This window comes from Marivita sp. (genome assembly GCF_051859345.1).
Taxonomy (GTDB): Bacteria; Pseudomonadota; Alphaproteobacteria; order Rhodobacterales; family Rhodobacteraceae; genus Marivita.
Map to the genome: position 1 here is coordinate 1 of NZ_JBHYFV010000032.1, position 15,943 is coordinate 15,943.

Here is a 15,943-nt window from a genome sequence, read left to right on the forward strand (position 1 = left end):
TCGGCTCTTCGACATGGCGTCGCCGTCAGGACGAAAAGTCGGGTGAGTCGCGTCAGCAGACACAATGGCCAGTTTCGCAAGAATCGGTAACCCGACACGGATGACCGGACTGGGCGGTCTGTCGAACCAAACCACCTGCACTTCCCAGATTACCATGGATTCGAGACCAAAATAGCTTTGTTTCGCCACATTCTCAATGGATCAATGGCTGTCACATGATGAACACGGAGAACCCCATGAACCGCTATCTGGCAACTGCGAGTATTCTGGTCCTTGGAGTGGCTGGTTTGAAAACAGCGCTCGTCGCAAGTTTTGTCTTGCCCTCCACAAACCTCAACGTGGCCATAGTTTCTGGTCTCTTCGCGCTTTTTGCAGTCATGACTGCGGGCGTTGCCTATATCGCCTACAATCGGATTTCGAGCTTCCTTGAAGGTCAGCGAAAGCAAAAGCTTGCACCTGGCGGAGGTGACACGGCATCGAAAGACGCGGTGGTTCAGCATTATTCCGGCGAATGGGGTCTGTCCAAGGCAGAAGCCGAAGTTGCCCTGTTTGCAGCCAAAGGGTTTTCAAACAGCGAAATCGCCGCGATGCGTGGGTCTTCGTTGCCGACCGTGAAATCGCAACTGAGCAACATCTACCAGAAATCCCGACTGGATTCGCGCTACCAACTGATCGCGTTCGTCACCGACGAGGTTTGCGAGATGGTCACCGAATCGGCAGAGCCAGCCCCAGCCCCGACGCCAGAACGGGACAACATCACACCTTTGGTAAAGAAGGCGTCCCGTGCTGTTTCTTCCGCAAAGCACCATCCCCTCAAGACCGCTGCGGTTGGTCGCTGACCGTTCACTGCACCAGTTGCGCGCGTTCGCAATGCAACGCGTCAACGGTCAACCGACCCGCTCCCAATTCAAGACCAATCGACGCGAGGGTTGAATCCAGCAGCGTATCAACCGGACCTGTCAGGGTCTGAGCAAGCTGTAGCGGCAAAGCCTCCATCACCGTGTTCAGCAGGCCAGCGGTAAGGCTTGAGAGCAGGTTGCCTTGTCCCGGCTTGATCCTGACTTCGGTCGTGTTGGAGGACAGCAGACTTGTCACTCCGGATGTCAAAAGGGATTCCGAACCAAAACTCTGCGTGGTGCGACCTTCGTTCATGTCACCACGGGTGAACCGCAGGCGTTCCGTGTTCGACTGCCCGATCGTAGCAAGCGACCGGACCTGCACCGTGATCGGACCGACCGTGATATCCGGCAAGAGCGGAACCGGAATCCGGATTTCAAGCGTCAGGAAGTCCGCAAAACCCAGGGTGGATGGATCAATCGTCGCGCCGTCCGACTGCGCCAATTCCCCAAGATATAGCGCCGCCACCGACGTCCCGTTTGTCGGATGGAGAGGCGTGGATGACGTTACGAATTCAGCAGCAATCTCTGCCGGGTTCTCAGAGCAGGACATCCGGTCAAGAGTCGCGGTCGCGCCTGCAACTTCAAGGTAAAGCGGCAGGTGCAGACGTGTGGCGGTCACACCGGACAACAACGACCCCAACAGCGTTGGTGACAGTTCGGTGTCAATATCGACCCGAACGGCAGCCCGATGAAGGGTCACGCCTTCTTCGCCCATCGCAATCCAACCGGACTGTGCGGCTCTCTCGCCTTCGATCAAGGACACATTCAGCGACAACAACCCCGAAACCTCTGCATTCAGGTCAAGCGCGATGGATTGATCCGACGCTGTTGATGGCACCACCGCCATCAAGACATCGAGCGCCGAAATCTGCACTTCGTCCAAAAAGTCGATCACCGTCAGACCAAGTTCGGTATCAATCCCACCAACAATTTCCGAGACGGTGAGTGTTGACCCTTCTGTGGCGGACAAAAGTGAAACCACATTTGCCAGGCTGGTCGTCGAAATGCTCTGCAAGGCAGACAAGACCTGCTCTGGCGTCACGGTGGCGTTCAGGATGTCCGCCGGGTTTGCCCCGTTGAAACCGATCTGAGAGGCCAAAGCCTGCACAAGATCGCCGGCAGACACCGATGTTCCCGCGAGGATGGTCAGATCAGTCGCGTTCACCGACACGGATGTGGTAAACGCGGAATTCAGAAAGTCCAACATGGCCGCGCCATCAAGCTGCGCAAGTGCACTGTCCAGCGAATAGCTGACCGCCCCGGTGCGTGCCGCCAGCGCTGTGCCTCTGAGCGTGACGTGATCGTCCTCGGTGAAGATCTGTGCGAATGACAATGGCGCATCGTCGCGCAACCGTACCCTCACCGCGTTCATGCCGGGTGTGCCGTCCGGCAGGGGCGAAAACCGCGCGTCTGGCGGGATCGCCGGGTTTCGCAGATAGCGGCCTTTGGTCAACAACTCTGTTGCAGCTTCAGGAACGCCATTGGCCGATTTCGATGCTGTGACACGACTTTCAGCATTGGCCAATTCGGGAACGGCGCTCAAGGCTGCAAGATCGGTGATGGACTGAAGCTTGTGACGTTCGCGATACAGGGATGCCGTATCGACGCCAAGCGCGACAAAGCCCATCAGCATCACAAAAGTCAGCGCAACGATCACCGCGACCGCACCCTCTGTGTCTGCCCGGAACCGCGCGAGAAACTGTTGATCAATACGCAAGGTACGCTCCTGTTTCCAAGGATGTCAGGTCTAGCTTCAGGAACCCGGTCGCCAGGTCGAGCATCGACCCCCCAAGCGCGTAGTTGACGGTCACCGTAATGGCCGAGGCAGCCCCTTCGGACATGGTAACAGAGCTGCTGATCGCGGATGCATCCAGCAAAGGATACCGGGCCCCGGCCTGTGCCAGGTACGCTTCGGCAAAAGTCTGGCGTTCGGCCGTGGTGATCCCGGCAAGACTTGCGCGCGCGCTTGACGTGGCAAGACCTTGAACGGAATGGCTTAACGCCATGAAGTAGCCAAGGCACACAATGCCGAACAGCATCGCAAACAAGAGGGGCGCAAGCAAAGCGAACTCTACCGCAACGGCCCCGTCCTCGGATCGTCTGAACCGGTCAAACCTGCTTTGAAAGCGCGCAATCATGGATCAGCCTCCCGCGATGATGTTGTCGAAAACGCTCAGCACCGCTGGCCCGACAAGAACGACAAAAACCGCCGGCATGATGCAGAAAATCAGCGGCACGGTCATGATGACAGGCAGGCGCGCGGCTTTTTCCTCGACCCGCAGCAGACGATCCGCGCGTTGATCCGTGATCAGGGTGCGCATCGCGCGCGAAAACGGCGTGCCATAGGTGTCTGACTGTTCAAGCGTCTGCGTGAACACCGCGATTTCCGGCAGTGGAACCCGGATATTCAGCCGCTCATAAGCCGCGCGCCGGTTGTTCGTCATACGCATTTCCGACACCAGCTGAAGCGTCTCTTTCGCCAATTCCGGATGTGCGGTCTTCAGTTCACTGGCAACGCGATGCAACGCAGGCTGCGGACCAAGCCCCGCTTCGCTGCTGATGACCAGCAATTCGAGCATGTCTGGAAACGCGATCCGGATACGGTCCAACCGTGCCCGACGCTTGGCATCAACGACAAAATCAACCGCCTTCGAAAAGGCCAGGGCTAGCGCAAGCGCCATGGCCATCGGTATGATCATGTCCGCCCCAACAGGCACCGACACGACCACCGCGACAACACCCACGATCAGCGTGGCCACGGGAAGAACCGTCTTCAAGAACGCATAGACCAGCAACGCGTCACGCCCTGAATATCCGGCACTGACCAGTTCATCCTGGGTTGTCTGGGCCTCACCGCCCAATATGATCGAAGCGCGATCTCCGGCTTTGACAACGGCTGCGTGAAGGACTGAGGCAAGGTGGCGAAATCCGCCATGGGCCGACGGCCTTTGCGCAGAGGAGGACACACCCGCCGCACGCTGGATGCGGTGTCGTGTCCGCATTGCACTTTGCTCAAGCATCAGCACGGTCGCAAGCCCGACAAACACCGCCGTCATGCCGATGAACAGGATGAAAGACATCAGTGTAAATGGATCAGACATGCAGTTTCCCCATGCGGATCATCATGAAAATTCCAAGCAGGATGCACAGCAGCGCCGCAATCGACATCACCTGCCCGCGCGGATCGGAATAAAGCGCGCTCAGGTAGCTTGGGTTGAGAAAGGCAATCGCGGTTGCGACGGTAAACGGCAAGGCGGCAAGGATGGCGGCACTCGCCCGCGCCTCGGACGACAGCGCGCGCGCCTTTTTCTTGAGCTTGCGGCGATCCCGAAGCTGAACAGCAAGATTTTCCATTGTCTCGACAAGATTCCCCCCGGTCTGACCCTGCAAGGACGTGGCGACGCTGAAGAACCGGACTTCCGCTGTCGGCATTCGTCGGCACAGACGATCCAGACTGTCCGAAAGGCTGGTGCCAAGGCGCAACTCGTCCTGACACCGTGCAAATTCGGATTTGATGGGATCAACCGAGTTTTCCACCACCACGGCAATCGAATCCGCCACAGGCCGTCCTGCCTTCAAGCCCCGCGCGAACACATCCAAAGCTTCCGGCAGGCCATTTGAGAACGCCGCCACCCGACGGGTTGTCGCGATCTTGAGCCCAAGAACCGCGCAACCCAAAGGCGTCGCAATCGAGACAAGCGCCGTAAAGGCCGGGGGCATCTTCAGGATCAGGATCCCGATGGCATAGAGTGCAAAAACCGCCATCGCGATCTGCACGATCAGCTCGATCGGAGTCAGACGCAGTCCGGCCTGCGCGATATGCCGTTCCAGAACTTGAAACGCCTTGTGGGCGTCTTGGCGACCCCGATCCCGCTTTGGCGCTTTGGGCGGATCTGCTTCAAAAGAATCGACCAACGGTCCAGATTTTCCGGAACAGGCGCGAAGGATCCGTGACCGGCGACGACGCGTGTCCCGATCCATCTGGATCAGCCCGATAAGCGCCACCGCAGAAAGACCGAAGGCGGCAAAGACGGCGATGAAGATCAATCCGTTCATCACATCACCCCTTCAGAATCCGGTTCAGTTCGGATTCGAGCCCATAATCTGCGGCACGGCTTGTGAAGTTCGGGAGATACCCCGTTGAAACGAACTTCCCACGCACATCCGACCGGGTGCTGCTGGGATCGACGTCAAAGCGGAAGATGTCCTGCAACGTGATCGCATCCCCGGCCAGACCGGCGATTTCCGAAATGGTGTTGATCCGACGGCGACCGTCGCGCATGCGGCTGACCTGAATGACAAGATGTACGGCATCGACAAGCTGCCTGCGGACCACACCGATGCCCGGAACGAACCCGGCCAGAGCAGCCATGTTTTCGACCCGTGTCAGTGCCTCGCGCGTGGAGTTGGCGTGCAGCGTGCTCATCGACCCGTCATGGCCGGTGTTCATCGCCTGAAGCAGATCAAGCACTTCGTCGCCGCGGATTTCACCGATGATGATGCGATCCGGCCGCATCCGCAGCGCATTGCGCATCAAGGTGCGCATGGTCACTTCGCCGGTGCCTTCGACATTTGGCGGGCGCGTCTCGAAACGCACGACATGGGGCTGTTGAAACCGCAGTTCGGCGGCGTCTTCGATGGTCACGATACGCTCGGAATCCGGGATGAATTGCGACATCGCATTCATCAGTGTCGTCTTGCCCGACCCCGTGCCGCCAGAGACCAGAACGTTCAGACGAAGCTCGGCCACGAGACGCAGAAAGGCGGCCATTTGCGCCGACAGGCTGCCATTGCCAACCAAGGTGTCCAACCTGACAGGTGCGGTCGGGAATTTACGAATGGTGATCGTGGTCCCGTCAATCGCCAGCGGCGGCACGGCCACGTTCACGCGGCTACCATCCTTCAGGCGGGCATCCACCATCGGTTGCGCTTCGTCGATACGCCGACCCACCGCACCGACGATCCGGCTGGCAACACTGAACACATGGTCATTGTCCCTGAAACGGATGTTCGTGTGTTCAAGCTTGCCGTTCCGTTCAACAAACACCTGATGCGGGCCGTTGACCATGATGTCGGTGATCGTTTCATCCGCCAGAAGCGACTCGAGCGGCCCAAGACCAAGCATGTCGGCCAGAACCATGCTGACCAGCGCCGCAACTTCCTGCCCGTTCAGGTGCAGCTTGCGTTGCGCACTGATCTTGGAAATGCCCGCGCGGATGGTGGCCTGCTGATCCTCGCTGCTTTGCGCGGCCAGCTTTGTGTAATCCAGAGTATCCGACAGATCGCGAATGACGTCATTGGCCAGCGCCAGCATCGGCCCGACGGTATCGACCTGCTTTGAGGCTTGCGCTTGGGATGGCTCTGGCAGCGCCGGGAGGGAGGACGATTCCTGATGCCCGGCGGACTTCGCAACCTGGGACAGTCGGTCCCGCTGGGCGGCAGATGCCGCAGTCTGGGTCGCAACAGGCGCGCGCGCGGTCTGCGTGTCCCCGCCCCGCGACTTGAGAAGCATGGTCTGCAGCGTTTGCGAATGGGTTGGCTTTGGCGGCACATTGCTCATTTGAAGGCCCTCCGGAACAATCCCTTCCGGGACGGCCTGGAACCGTTGTCAGGTGTAATGGAGGACAGGATGTCCTGGCAGGCCTTGGCGTAGGGTGCGCGCGGATACAGCTCGGCCACCGTTTTGCCTTTGCGCTGCGCCCGCAGTATATGTGCGTCACAGCGCGGCAGGACCGCGCTCAATTCAAGGGCCAGCGCCTTGGCAATGTCTTTGGGTGGCAATTGTGCGTCCTTGCGCACTTCGCTGAGCGCGAGGCAGATCTGCACATCGGGATGTACCGATCTGATATGTGTGACAAGCCGCACCGCCGCACTGACACCGGCATAACCAGCAGGAACGACAAGCACCACGACATCAAGCGCATGAAGCACCATGGGGTCCTGCAAGATCAAACTGCGCGGCAGATCGACCACTGTTGTTGCAAACTCCGTCTTTGCCCGTTCAAGCATGGCAGGCCATCCGGATTGCGCCACGGCGATGTCACTCTGCAAATCCAGAGTGTGCGAATAGATCGACAGCGTTTCCGTGACCTGATCCATCGTCGCCTGCAAAAACGTCCGGTCAATCCTGTCCGGGGCCTCCAACGCATCCATCAACCCCGGTGTCCCGGCGCGATCAAGATCAAGGGCAATCGACCCGAATTGCAAATCCGCATCAACCAGCGCTGTTCGGCAACCTTCGTCACGCCCGGAGGCCAAGAGATGTCCAAGGCTTTCCGCAAGCGCGCTTGCCCCTGCGCCGCCGTTTGTGCCGATCACACCGATCGTGCGCTGGCGTGTCCCGACAGGTCTGGACAGGTTGGCCGGTTCAGAGAGGCTGATCTCGATGGACAGGATGTCCTGTGCCGTGACCGGCATCGGAAAGTATTCCAACGCTCCCGCTTTGCGCAATGCGCGATACGTATTGATGTTCTGATCCTCCCCGAAAACGATGACACCGGCTCCGCTCTTGCGCAGCTCCACAACATTGTCGCAGGCCATATCCACGGGAAGCTCGCCCAACTCGGTCAGGAACATTTGGGTGTGTCCGCCCCCTCCTGCCGCGCGCGCCGCTCCGCTCAACCCACCGCCCATCAAAGACCCGCTTGACGCGCCTGATGCACCGATGACCTCGCGTGCCAGCGCTGCCCCCATTTCGGTACACACATAGGCGGCAAGCGGATGGCTCTGGTTTGATTTTGTTTGGGATGGGGACATGACAAGGTTCCTAAAGACTGACTGTGGGGGTGTGGAGAAACGCACGGCTCACACCCAGAGAGCCGTGCAGCTTCCGGTCCACAGGTCACTCTGGTGCGTCGATGCCAGCGTTGGAGAGTTCGGTGCTGACGGTGGTGAAACCGGCATTCGTCTGACCACCCAGGGTGACAACCGTGCCAACGATGACAGCGCCGATCAGCGCCGCGAAAAGGCCGTACTCGATCGCTGTTGCGCCGCTTTCGTCTTTGCCGAAACGGACCAGACGGGTGGTGATTTTGTTCAGTGTGAAAGTGTTCATTGTTCAGGCTCCTTCGCCAGATGTGTGCTCAAGTAACGATGGTCGGGATGACCGCTCATGAAGCCCTATCTGTCGAAGTCTGCCGGGTCGGGATATCCTTCAACGGTATGATCGCTGTCCCACTGAGCCCAAGGTCGGATAGGCATCATACCGAAGTATGACTGCAATCAGACGCATCTATACTATTGAAAGTATTTAATTTTTTTGAATTACATCACGCAAATGAAGTCTTGCGATCAAATGCGTGGTCATTTCCCGGAAAAGCAACAGCACGTCTCTTTGTTGCGGTTATCGGGTCTGCTTTGCCGTTTTTGCCGGTCCATGACGATCAAACCCACCGCCAGATTCGCGACATCATAGTTATGTTACAGATAAGATCACAAACCGAATAACCCGTAACGCAATTCTTGCCAGAATGACGGACTCTCTGTACGATCCGCATATGGGACAATGCCACGGTCCGCTCATGTTCGGGGATCAGCCAAAAAAGGGTCCAAATAGATGTACGCGCAGATGATCACGTCCGAAGCAACGCCAGATGACCCGGAAAAGCTTACCGCGTTTCAGGCGCGCATCGACGCTGGCGAAAAGATCGAACCCAAGGACTGGATGCCCGAAGGTTACCGAAAGACGCTGATCCGCCAGATCGGCCAGCATGCCCATTCCGAAATCGTCGGCCAATTGCCCGAAGGCAACTGGATCACCCGCGCGCCGACGCTGGAACGCAAGGCGATCCTGCTGGCCAAGGTGCAGGACGAGGCCGGGCATGGGCTTTACCTTTACGGCGCTGCCGAAACGCTGGGGGTCAGCCGGGACGAGTTGACCGAGATGCTGCTGGATGGGCGGATGAAATACAGCTCGATCTTCAATTACCCGACGCTGACATGGGCCGATATGGGCGCGGTCGGATGGCTGGTCGATGGGGCCGCGATCATGAATCAGGTGCCGCTTCAGCGCACGTCCTACGGACCCTATTCCCGCGCGATGGTGCGCATCTGCAAGGAAGAGTCGTTCCATCAGCGGCAGGGCTACCATATCATGATGAAGATGGCCCAAGGCACACCTGCGCAAAAGAAGATGGCACAGGATGCGCTCAACCGCTTCTGGTATCCGTCACTGATGATGTTCGGTCCTTCGGACAAGGACAGCGTGCATTCCGCGCAGTCGATGAAGTGGAAGATCAAGATGAACACCAATGACGAGCTGCGTCAGAAGTTCGTCGATCAGACCGTCCCACAGGCTGAATTCCTTGGCCTGACCGTGCCGGACAAGACCCTGCGCCGGAATGACGAAAAAGGCGGCTACGATTTTGCCGAACCGGACTGGTCCGAGTTTTTCGACGTGATTCAGGGCAACGGGCCCTGCAACACCGAACGGCTCGCCGCGCGCAACAAAGCGTGGGACGACGGCGCGTGGGTGCGCGAAGGCTTGATGGCCCATGCCGAAAAGAAACGCGCGGCCAAGCTGGCAGCGGAATAGGAGGAGCGACGCATGTCTCGGGAATGGCCCCTCTGGGAAGTCTTCATCCGTGGTCAGCACGGCCTGAACCACCGCCATGTCGGTAGCCTGCACGCGCCAGATGCCGAAATGGCGGTCAAGAACGCCCGCGATGTCTACACACGCCGCAACGAAGGCGTCAGCATCTGGGTGGTCGAGGCCGCGCATATCACCGCCTCGTCGCCGTCGGACAAAGGTCCGCTCTACGATCCATCGGAAAGCAAGGTCTACCGCCACCCGACCTTCTTCGACATCCCTGACGAAGCGGGCCATATGTGATGGCCGACCAGACCGCGCTCTTCGAATACCTGCTGCGGCTGGGGGACAACACGCTGGTGCTGGGCCACCGGGTCAGCGAATGGTGCGGCCACGCGCCGGTTCTGGAAGAAGACATCGCGCTCGCCAATACCGCGCTGGATCTGATCGGACAGACCCAGATGTGGCTTGGCTTGGCCGGAGAGGTCGAAGGTTCGGGGCGCTCAGCCGATGATCTGGCCATGCTCCGCGACGTCTGGGACTTCCGCAATCTGCTGCTGGTGGAACAGCCGAACGGCGATTTCGGCCAGACCATGATGCGGCAATGCCTGTTCGATGTGTTTCATTTCGAACTTCTGACTGGCCTCAGCCACTCCAGGGATGTCCGTTTCGCAGGCATCGCCGCCAAGGCGCTGAAGGAGGTGACCTACCACCTCGACCGGTCCTCCGAGACGGTGATCGGTCTTGGCGACGGGACCGAGCAAAGCCATGCCCGAATGCAAACGGCACTGGACCTGCTCTGGCCCTATGTCGGCGAGATGTTCAAACCCGATGTCATTGATGACGCCATACACGCCGCCGGGATTGCCCCTGATCTGACCACGCTGCGCACCCGCTTCGACACACGGATCAACGCCATCCTGACCGAAGCGACACTGACCAAACCGGACAGCACCTATGCCCAGTCCGGTGGCAAGACCGGCTTCCGCCATACTGAACATCTCGGCCATATGCTGACCCAGATGCAGTGGCTGCAACGTGCTTATCCGGGTGCTGCGTGGTGACATGACGCCCGACCTGTCCACCATCTGGGGCTGGCTGGATCAGGTGCCAGACCCCGAGATCCCGGTGATCTCGGTTGTCGATCTCGGCATCGTGCGCGACGTGTCGTGGCAGGGCGACACGCTCGAAGTGGCCGTGACCCCAACCTATTCGGGATGCCCCGCCACATCGGTGATCGCAATGGACATCAAAGCCGCGCTGTACGATCGGGGTGTACGAGACATACGGATCAGGACGCAGATCGCCCCAGCCTGGACAACCGACTGGCTGTCTGACAAGGGCCGCGCCAAACTGCTGGACTATGGCATCGCGCCTCCGTCCCCCGCTGGTGGACCAGAGGCCTGCCCGCGCTGTGGTGGGACTCATCTCACCCGGATCAGCCAGTTCGGATCGACACCGTGCAAAGCACACTGGCGCTGCGAAGACTGCCTTGAACCCTTCGACTATTTCAAATGTATCTGATCACAAGGCTCTGACATGGCGCGCTTTTTCCCTCTGACCGTGACGGATGTCCAGAAAACCACCCGCGATGCCGTCGTCGTTACTTTTGACGCCCGCGACGGGGGCGATTTCGCGTTCACCCAAGGCCAATACCTGACCTTCAAACGCGATTTCGATGGAGTCGAACTGCGCCGCTCCTATTCGATCTGTTCCGGCACCCATGACGGCGCGCTGCGTGTCGCCATCAAAAAGGTTCCCGACGGCGCGTTTTCGCTTTGGGCGAACGATGATCTGACATCCGGAATGGTGATCAACGCCATGGAACCCATGGGGAAATTCCACACCAGGATCGAACCAGACAAGGCAAAAACCTACCTTGCCTTTGCGGGCGGCTCCGGGATCACACCGGTTCTGTCGATCCTCAAGACCGTGCTGGTCGCCGAACCCTTGTCCCAAGTCACGCTTGTTTATGCCAATCGCAGCGTCAGTTCGATCATGTTCCGCGAAGAGTTGGAGGATCTCAAGAACCAACATATGGGCCGGTTGTCCATCATTCACATTCTGGAGACCGATGCACAGGACATCGACCTGTTTCAAGGCCGCATTGACGGTGACAAATGCACTGCGCTGTTCACCTATTGGATCGACATTGCCAGCGTCGACACCGCCTTTATCTGCGGGCCGGAACCAATGATGCTTGCCATCGCGCAGGCACTCAGGGACCATGGGCTGACGAAAGACCAGATCAAGTTCGAACTGTTCGCCAGCGCTCAGACGGGCCGGGTTGCACGCCGCTCAAAATCCGCCGAGACAACGCAAAGCGACACGATCGCCGCCACCATATCTCTTGACGGCATGTCCCGATCCTTTGACATGGACAAGAGCATGACCGTGCTCGAAGCCGCGCTCGAAAATGCAATGGATGCGCCCCATGCCTGTCGGGCGGGGGTCTGTTCCACCTGCAAATGCAAGGTGTTGGAGGGCGAGGTGGACATGGTCGCCAACCACGCGCTTGAAGATTACGAGGTGGAACAGGGCTATATCCTGTCCTGTCAGTCTTACCCGATCAGCGCGCGCATCGTGGTGGATTACGACCAGTAGCGGTCAATCAGCCCTACGCTTGTCCACCACCCGCACCGCCTTGCCCTGCGACCGGGCGACCGAGCCGGGATCGCCCACATCGACCGTCACCGACACGCCGACATGGTCCTTGATCCGTTCTGTCAGCATGGTGGCCGCCGCCTGTCGGGACAGGTCGCTGGCGGCATTCGGCATCGCCTCGACCAGAACGCGCATCGCGTCCAGACGCCCGGCGCTGTAAAGCTCGATCTGGAAATAGGGCGCCAGACCGCCGGTCGCCATCACCTCTTCCTCGATCTGGGTCGGAAAGACGTTCACACCGCGCAGGATCATCATGTCATCGCTGCGCCCTGTCACCTTTTCCATCCGCCTCATCGTCCGCGCCGTGCCGGGCAAGAGCCGCGTCAGATCGCGTGTGCGGTAGCGGATGACAGGCATGCCTTCCTTGGTCAGCGTGGTGAACACCAACTCGCCCTTGTCGCCATCGGGAAGCACGTCGCCGGTCTCGGGGTCGATGATCTCGGGGTAGAAATGATCCTCCCAGATATGCAGACCATCCTTGGTTTCCACACATTCATTGGCGACCCCCGGTCCGATCACCTCGGACAGGCCGTAAATATCGACCGCATGCATGTCGAACGCCTCTTCGATTTCAAGCCGCATCGCGTTGGTCCAGGGTTCGGCCCCGAAAACGCCGACCTCAAGCGAAGACGCGCGCGGATCAAGACCTGCCTTGTGGAACGCCTCAAGGATATTGAGGATGTAGGACGGCGTGACCATGATGCCTTTGGGCTGAAAATCGGTGATCAGACCGACCTGTTTTTCGGTCTGCCCGCCGCCCATCGGCACCACCGTGCCGCCCAGCTTTTCCACCCCGTAATGCGCGCCAAGTCCGCCGGTGAACAGGCCGTAGCCATAAGCCACATGTACCATGTCCCCCGCCCGCAGACCGGACGCCCGCAGCGACCGAGCCACCACGGAAGCCCACATGTCGATGTCGTTCTTCGTGTAGCCCACAACGGTCGGTTTGCCCGTGGTGCCCGATGACGCATGCACGCGGGAGATCTGATCGCGCGGCACGGCGAACATGCCAAAAGGATAGTTGTCGCGCAGGTCGGCTTTCTGGGTGAAGGGAAACTTCGCCAGATCGGACAGGTCGTTCAGATCGTCGGGATGCACCCCCGCCGCGTCGAACTTCGCGCGGTACAGGGCGACGTTGTCATAGGCATGGCGCAGCGACCAACGCAGACGGTCCAGTTGCAGGCTGCGGATCTCGTCGATCGAGGCCAGTTCGATCGGATCAAGGTCGGACGGGTTAGGTGACAAATCCTTCATACGCGCGGCGCCTCCCCTATGCTTCGTCGAACACGGTGCCGTTGATGGCGCGTGACATCCCGCGGAATTCCGCGATCACGGTGCCGGACTGATTGGTCACGGTCACATCCGTAACCCCACTGCGTCCCCGCAGCGAAATCTCGGTCGCCTCTGCCCGCAGTCGGTCCCCCAATCGTCCCGACGCGATGTAGGTGATCGAATTGTGCTGCGCGACGGTGACCTGATTGCGGCTGTTGCAGGCAAAGGCAAAGGCGCTGTCGGCCAACGCAAAGATCACCCCGCCGTGGCACATGCCATGGCCGTTGCAATGGTGCTTTGCGACGGTCAATTCCATGACCGCCCGGCCTTCGGACGCATCCGCCAGTTCCATCCCCATCCATTGCGAGGCATGGTCCTGCTGCCACATGCTTTGTGCGGCTTTTTCAGCCCGGTCTTTTGGTGTCATGGACGCGACGCTTGCATGAAGTTCGCGCCCGGTCAAATACTTAGACACGTCATGGGGAGGCTGCGATGACAGTTCAGGATGTCCAGAGTTTCATTGCGGGCGCATGGATCGCCCCGGACAGCAGCGCGCGCGATATCGCGGATGCGGTGACCGGCGAAACCATTGCGCGGGCCGGTCGGGCACAGGTGGACGCTGGTGTCATGATCGACCATGCCCTGAATGTCGGTGCCCCTGCCCTGCGTGCGTTGACGTTTCATGACCGGGCACGGATGCTCAAGGCGTTGGCACTCTATCTGCAAGAGCGCAAACAGGTGCTGTATGATCTCAGCTTTTCCACCGGGGCCACGCAGAAAGACCACCTGATCGACGTGGATGGCGGGATCGGCACGATGCTGGTCATCGCCTCGAAGGGCCGTCGGGAAATGCCGGATGGGCATGTCTATCTTGATGGCGGCGTCGAGCAATTGTCACGCAAGGGCAGCTTTGTCGGACAGCATGTCTGCACCCCGTTGCAGGGTGTTGCCGTGCATATCAATGCGTTCAATTTCCCGGTCTGGGGCATGCTGGAAAAGCTTGCACCCACGCTGCTGGCCGGTATGCCCGCCATCGTGAAACCGGCGACCACGACCTGCTATGTGACCGAAGCCTGCGTGCGGCTGATGCTGGAGAGCGGAATTTTACCAAATGGTACACTTCAGCTTGTCACTGGTGGTTTGGGCGACTTGCTGGATCATCTCGGCCCGCAGGACGTGGTGAGCTTTACCGGCTCTGCCGACACCGCGCTTGGCTTGCGCCGCGCGCCGAACCTGCTGCGCAATTCCGTCCGGTTCACCGCCGAACAGGACAGCCTGAACGCGTCGATCCTTGGGCCGGATGCGGTGGCGGGAACGCCGGAATTCGATCTGTTGGTCAAGGAAGTCCACCGCGAGATGACCGCCAAGGCTGGGCAGAAATGTACCGCCATCCGCCGGATCATCGCACCTGACGCGCAGGTCGATGCTGTGATTGCCGCCGTGTCTGACCGCTTGCGCGATACGGTGGTCGGCGATCCCCGCGATCCGGCAACAGGGATGGGAGCGTTGGTGTCGGACGCCCAGCGCCGGGATGTGCTGGACAAATGCGCCACATTGAGCACCGAGGCGGAGCGCGTGTTTGGTGACCCGGACGCTTTCGAGGTGAAGGGTGCGGACGCCACGAAGGGCGCGTTCCTGCCCCCGATGCTCTATCACTGCGCCGACCCCGACGCGGCCTCCCATGTGCATGAGACTGAAGCTTTCGGCCCGGTTGCCACAATCATGGGCTACCGCGACCTGGGCCACGCCATTTCGCTGGCAAACCGGGGGCAAGGCAGCCTTGTGGCCTCGATCATCACCCATGACCCGCAGGTGGCCCGCGAGGTGGTGATGGGCGCGGGCGCGTATCACGGGCGGCTCTATTTCAACAACCGCGACAGCATGGCCGAGGCGACGGGGCACGGCTCACCCCTGCCCCACATGGTGCATGGCGGACCGGGACGCGCAGGTGGCGGCGAGGAACTGGGCGGTGTGCGCGGCGTGCTGCATTACATGCAACGGACGGCCATTCAAGGTAGCCCCGACATCTTGCAAGCGATGTCAGGCCAATGGGTGCCTGGTGCCACTACGACCCAAGGCCCGGGGCATCCTTTCCGGCGCAGTTTCGACGAGGTCCAGATCGGGGAAACCCTGCACACGGCAGAGCGCGAAGTGACGCTTGCGGATATCGAGCATTTCGCGGATTTCACCGGCGACACGTTCTACGCCCACATGGATGACGACGCCGCCCGTCGAAACCCGTTCTTTCCCGGTCGTGTCGCACATGGCTACCTGCTGCTCAGCTTTGCCGCCGGCCTGTTCGTCGATCCCGACGAAGGCCCGGTGCTGGCCAATACCGGACTCGACAACCTGCGCTTTCAGAAACCGGTCAGCGCCGGGGATCGGATCAAGGTGCAGCTGACGGTCAAACAGAAGACCCGCCGCACCGAGGACTATGGCGAAGTGCGCTGGCAGGTGGTTCTGCGCAATCAGGACGACGACCAGGTGGCCGATTATGACCTTCTGACCATGAACGCATATGCAAAGTCGCAGTGATCCTTGGCGTTCGGGTTATCGACGGGTATCGATGCAGCATGCGTGA

At 59.8% G+C, this 15,943-nt stretch carries 17 protein-coding genes; 7 read left to right on the plus strand and 10 right to left on the minus strand.

Annotation, left to right across the window (positions count from 1 at the left end):
- On the minus strand, nucleotides 1–189 hold a 189-nt coding region (locus tag ACTIEN_RS16890; RefSeq protein WP_439524319.1), incomplete at its 3' end, for a hypothetical protein.
- 47 nt (nucleotides 190–236) lie between these two features.
- Here ACTIEN_RS16890 and ACTIEN_RS16895 point away from each other — a divergent pair.
- Nucleotides 237–839 (plus strand): helix-turn-helix transcriptional regulator, encoded by a 603-nt coding sequence (locus ACTIEN_RS16895; protein WP_439524320.1) that lies wholly within the window; start codon nucleotides 237–239, stop codon nucleotides 837–839.
- Nucleotides 840–843: 4 nt separating this feature from the next.
- On the opposite strand, the gene ACTIEN_RS16900 is transcribed toward ACTIEN_RS16895, so the two are convergent.
- The 7 genes from ACTIEN_RS16900 to ACTIEN_RS16930 form a co-directional block, all read right to left on the minus strand.
- On the minus strand, nucleotides 844–2,616 hold the full coding sequence (locus ACTIEN_RS16900) for a pilus assembly protein TadG-related protein (protein ID WP_439524321.1): 1,773 nt from the start codon (nucleotides 2,614–2,616) through the stop codon (nucleotides 844–846).
- Nucleotides 2,606–3,037 (minus strand): TadE/TadG family type IV pilus assembly protein, encoded by a 432-nt coding sequence (locus ACTIEN_RS16905; protein WP_439524322.1) that lies wholly within the window; start codon nucleotides 3,035–3,037, stop codon nucleotides 2,606–2,608. Before ACTIEN_RS16905 ends, ACTIEN_RS16900 begins: the two co-directional genes overlap by 11 nt.
- A gap of 3 nt (nucleotides 3,038–3,040) precedes the next feature.
- Nucleotides 3,041–4,000 (minus strand): type II secretion system F family protein, encoded by a 960-nt coding sequence (locus ACTIEN_RS16910; protein WP_439524323.1) that lies wholly within the window; start codon nucleotides 3,998–4,000, stop codon nucleotides 3,041–3,043.
- Complete coding sequence (locus tag ACTIEN_RS16915; RefSeq protein ID WP_439524324.1) at nucleotides 3,993–4,955, minus strand: type II secretion system F family protein; 963 nt, start codon at nucleotides 4,953–4,955, stop codon at nucleotides 3,993–3,995. The genes ACTIEN_RS16910 and ACTIEN_RS16915 overlap by 8 nt, the downstream gene beginning before the upstream one ends.
- 4 nt (nucleotides 4,956–4,959) lie before the next feature.
- Nucleotides 4,960–6,459 carry a CpaF family protein gene (locus tag ACTIEN_RS16920; protein WP_439524325.1) on the minus strand — a complete coding sequence of 500 codons (1,500 nt, stop codon included), beginning with the start codon at nucleotides 6,457–6,459 and terminating at the stop codon, nucleotides 4,960–4,962.
- The gene (locus ACTIEN_RS16925) at nucleotides 6,456–7,655 is read right to left on the minus strand and encodes an AAA family ATPase (protein ID WP_439524326.1); all 1,200 of its coding nucleotides are present in this window, start codon (nucleotides 7,653–7,655) and stop codon (nucleotides 6,456–6,458) included. Before ACTIEN_RS16925 ends, ACTIEN_RS16920 begins: the two co-directional genes overlap by 4 nt.
- Before the next feature lie 85 nt (nucleotides 7,656–7,740).
- Nucleotides 7,741–7,953: a Flp family type IVb pilin gene (locus ACTIEN_RS16930; RefSeq protein ID WP_439524327.1), complete on the minus strand. Its 213-nt coding sequence runs from the start codon at nucleotides 7,951–7,953 to the stop codon at nucleotides 7,741–7,743.
- A 501-nt stretch (nucleotides 7,954–8,454) separates the two neighbouring features.
- Here ACTIEN_RS16930 and paaA point away from each other — a divergent pair.
- The 5 genes from paaA to ACTIEN_RS16955 are packed head-to-tail and all read left to right on the plus strand — an operon-like array spanning nucleotide 8,455 to nucleotide 12,030.
- A complete protein-coding gene (gene paaA / locus ACTIEN_RS16935) occupies nucleotides 8,455–9,432 on the plus strand; it encodes a 1,2-phenylacetyl-CoA epoxidase subunit PaaA (RefSeq protein ID WP_439524328.1) in 978 nt (325 codons plus the stop codon).
- Nucleotides 9,433–9,444: 12 nt separating this feature from the next.
- Nucleotides 9,445–9,729, plus strand: coding sequence for a 1,2-phenylacetyl-CoA epoxidase subunit PaaB (paaB, locus tag ACTIEN_RS16940; protein ID WP_439524329.1), 285 nt, complete (start codon nucleotides 9,445–9,447; stop codon nucleotides 9,727–9,729).
- Nucleotides 9,729–10,490, plus strand: a complete 762-nt coding sequence (paaC, locus tag ACTIEN_RS16945; RefSeq protein WP_439524330.1) for a 1,2-phenylacetyl-CoA epoxidase subunit PaaC — start codon at nucleotides 9,729–9,731, stop codon at nucleotides 10,488–10,490. The genes paaB and paaC overlap by 1 nt, the downstream gene beginning before the upstream one ends.
- A 1-nt stretch (nucleotide 10,491) precedes the next feature.
- Nucleotides 10,492–10,950, plus strand: coding sequence for a 1,2-phenylacetyl-CoA epoxidase subunit PaaD (paaD, locus tag ACTIEN_RS16950; protein WP_439524331.1), 459 nt, complete (start codon nucleotides 10,492–10,494; stop codon nucleotides 10,948–10,950).
- Between the two features lie 15 nt (nucleotides 10,951–10,965).
- The gene (locus ACTIEN_RS16955) at nucleotides 10,966–12,030 is read left to right on the plus strand and encodes a 2Fe-2S iron-sulfur cluster-binding protein (protein ID WP_439524332.1); all 1,065 of its coding nucleotides are present in this window, start codon (nucleotides 10,966–10,968) and stop codon (nucleotides 12,028–12,030) included.
- Nucleotides 12,031–12,033: 3 nt separating this feature from the next.
- Here ACTIEN_RS16955 and paaK read toward each other — a convergent pair whose 3' ends face one another.
- Both paaK and paaI read right to left on the minus strand, forming a co-directional pair.
- Nucleotides 12,034–13,344 (minus strand): phenylacetate--CoA ligase PaaK, encoded by a 1,311-nt coding sequence (gene paaK / locus ACTIEN_RS16960; RefSeq protein ID WP_439524333.1) that lies wholly within the window; start codon nucleotides 13,342–13,344, stop codon nucleotides 12,034–12,036.
- 16 nt (nucleotides 13,345–13,360) lie between these two features.
- Nucleotides 13,361–13,789: a hydroxyphenylacetyl-CoA thioesterase PaaI gene (paaI, locus tag ACTIEN_RS16965; RefSeq protein WP_439524334.1), complete on the minus strand. Its 429-nt coding sequence runs from the start codon at nucleotides 13,787–13,789 to the stop codon at nucleotides 13,361–13,363.
- Between the two features lie 65 nt (nucleotides 13,790–13,854).
- Here paaI and paaZ point away from each other — a divergent pair, with 65 nt between their 5' ends.
- Nucleotides 13,855–15,897 (plus strand): phenylacetic acid degradation bifunctional protein PaaZ, encoded by a 2,043-nt coding sequence (paaZ, locus tag ACTIEN_RS16970; protein ID WP_439524335.1) that lies wholly within the window; start codon nucleotides 13,855–13,857, stop codon nucleotides 15,895–15,897.
- Nucleotides 15,898–15,943 lie beyond the last annotated feature (46 nt).

Excerpts from the sequence above, each read along its gene's own strand:
- ACTIEN_RS16895 (WP_439524320.1), top strand. The coding sequence starts at position 237 with ATGAACCGCTATCTGGCAACTGCGAGTATTCTGGTCCTTGGAGTGGCT.
- ACTIEN_RS16905 (WP_439524322.1), bottom strand. The coding sequence starts at position 3,037 with ATGATTGCGCGCTTTCAAAGCAGGTTTGACCGGTTCAGACGATCCGAG.
- ACTIEN_RS16910 (WP_439524323.1), bottom strand. The coding sequence starts at position 4,000 with ATGTCTGATCCATTTACACTGATGTCTTTCATCCTGTTCATCGGCATG.
- ACTIEN_RS16915 (WP_439524324.1), bottom strand. The coding sequence starts at position 4,955 with ATGAACGGATTGATCTTCATCGCCGTCTTTGCCGCCTTCGGTCTTTCT.
- ACTIEN_RS16920 (WP_439524325.1), bottom strand. The coding sequence starts at position 6,459 with ATGAGCAATGTGCCGCCAAAGCCAACCCATTCGCAAACGCTGCAGACC.
- ACTIEN_RS16925 (WP_439524326.1), bottom strand. The coding sequence starts at position 7,655 with ATGTCCCCATCCCAAACAAAATCAAACCAGAGCCATCCGCTTGCCGCC.
- ACTIEN_RS16930 (WP_439524327.1), bottom strand. The coding sequence starts at position 7,953 with ATGAACACTTTCACACTGAACAAAATCACCACCCGTCTGGTCCGTTTC.
- paaA (WP_439524328.1), top strand. The coding sequence starts at position 8,455 with ATGTACGCGCAGATGATCACGTCCGAAGCAACGCCAGATGACCCGGAA.
- paaB (WP_439524329.1), top strand. The coding sequence starts at position 9,445 with ATGTCTCGGGAATGGCCCCTCTGGGAAGTCTTCATCCGTGGTCAGCAC.
- paaC (WP_439524330.1), top strand. The coding sequence starts at position 9,729 with ATGGCCGACCAGACCGCGCTCTTCGAATACCTGCTGCGGCTGGGGGAC.
- paaD (WP_439524331.1), top strand. The coding sequence starts at position 10,492 with ATGACGCCCGACCTGTCCACCATCTGGGGCTGGCTGGATCAGGTGCCA.
- ACTIEN_RS16955 (WP_439524332.1), top strand. The coding sequence starts at position 10,966 with ATGGCGCGCTTTTTCCCTCTGACCGTGACGGATGTCCAGAAAACCACC.
- paaK (WP_439524333.1), bottom strand. The coding sequence starts at position 13,344 with ATGAAGGATTTGTCACCTAACCCGTCCGACCTTGATCCGATCGAACTG.
- paaI (WP_439524334.1), bottom strand. The coding sequence starts at position 13,789 with ATGACACCAAAAGACCGGGCTGAAAAAGCCGCACAAAGCATGTGGCAG.
- paaZ (WP_439524335.1), top strand. The coding sequence starts at position 13,855 with ATGACAGTTCAGGATGTCCAGAGTTTCATTGCGGGCGCATGGATCGCC.